The 1,451-nt window shown below is 63.1% G+C and carries 1 protein-coding gene; it reads left to right on the forward strand.

Annotated elements, in window-relative coordinates; translation table 11 throughout:
* The first annotated feature begins 165 nt into the window (after positions 1-165).
* The gene (locus ABD255_RS07605) at positions 166-1,338 is read left to right on the forward strand and encodes an alanine racemase (protein ID WP_344211276.1); all 1,173 of its coding nucleotides are present in this window, start codon (positions 166-168) and stop codon (positions 1,336-1,338) included.
* Positions 1,339-1,451: the final 113 nt, after the last annotated feature.

Raw genomic sequence — 1,451 nt, forward strand, 5'->3', positions numbered from 1 at the left:
CGAGCGGCTGCGGAACCAGCAGATCAACATCTGGCACTCATCGGTGGAGTCGACCAGGATTGACCTGGAAGACCGCGGCCTACCTGCTGTCGTTCGTGCCTCGGTGCACTACTTCAATACCGAAGAAGAGATCGATCGCCTCGTCGAGGCAATCGATTCGGTGCGATGAGCGCACAGTCCCGGCTCGGAGACCAACACCTTGAGTACCCGGTGGCTGCTCTGGACATCGAGGCAGTACGGCACAACGTGACCGAGATGGATCGGTATTGCCGTGAGATGTCGGTATCGATCGCCCCGCATGCAAAAACGACGATGATCGACGAAGTCCTCGCGCTTCAGCTTCAACAGACCTCGACTTGGGGCCTCACAGTAGCTAACGCGGTACAGGGCAGAGTTGCGGCCTGCCTCGGAGCGGACAGGATCCTGGTCGCGAATCAGCTGGTCGAGTCGAAGGACATTGCCTGGGTAGCCGAAATGGCGAATGTCGGCAAAACTGTGCTCTCCTTGGTGGACTCGGTGACCGGGGTACGTTGGCTTGACGCCGCCCTTGACCACGAGTCGCCGGCGTCCAGGCATTCCGTTCTGCTGGAGGTCGGCTACTTCGGCGGCAGATGTGGTGCCCGCGGCGATGACGACTTCGACGCCGTGGCCGAAGCGGTGGCAACGTCGCGTCACCTCGTCGTGCGCGGGGTGTCAGGCTACGAGGGAATGCTCGGGGGGACTGCTTCCGCGGATCTCGACCGGGTCGACGACTATCTGCGCCGGCTCGCCTCCTCGGCAGCTCGACTGGCGGAACGTCACGGCATCTCCGGTTCGGGAACGATCCTGTCCGCAGGGGGATCCGCGTACTTCGACAGGGTGCTCGCGAACTGCCGACCAGTGGCGTCACAGCTAGAGGCGACCCTTTTGCTGCGTAGTGGCTGCTACGCCATTCACGACCATGGTGTCTATGCGCGGACGTTCCCGAGAGTTCGTGGCGAGGGCCCCGACCTGTGTCCAGCGGCAACCGTATGGGCCCGCATTCTGTCGCGGCCAGAGGAAGCACGCGCGGTCGCGGCTGTGGGCAAGCGGAACCTGCCGCACGACGCCGACCTGCCGACGCCTTTGGGCGTTCGTTATCGTGATGGGCACTCTGCTGCGCTGCCATCCACGAGCCGCGTCGTCTTGCTCAGCGATCAGCATCTGCACCTGGAGATTCCGGCGGACAGCGATCTGACGGTAGGGGACGTCGTGCCCCTGGGAATTTCGCACCCTTGCGGCCTGTTCGACCGCTGGCGACGCATCACCGTGGTCGACCGGCACAAGAGGCTGCTGGGCACTGTACTGCCGGCGTTCTGAGCATCTACTTCCGCTAACGGCAGGCTTAAGCGATCAGAGATCCACCTATCCCGTGAGAGGGGAAGACTTCTCAGTATGAGCAGGGCAGAGCAGGAGCCTCCGGCGGGGCAATG

The sequence above is a fragment of the Kribbella sancticallisti genome (assembly GCF_039530625.1).
Taxonomy (GTDB): Bacteria; Actinomycetota; Actinomycetes; order Propionibacteriales; family Kribbellaceae; genus Kribbella; species Kribbella sancticallisti.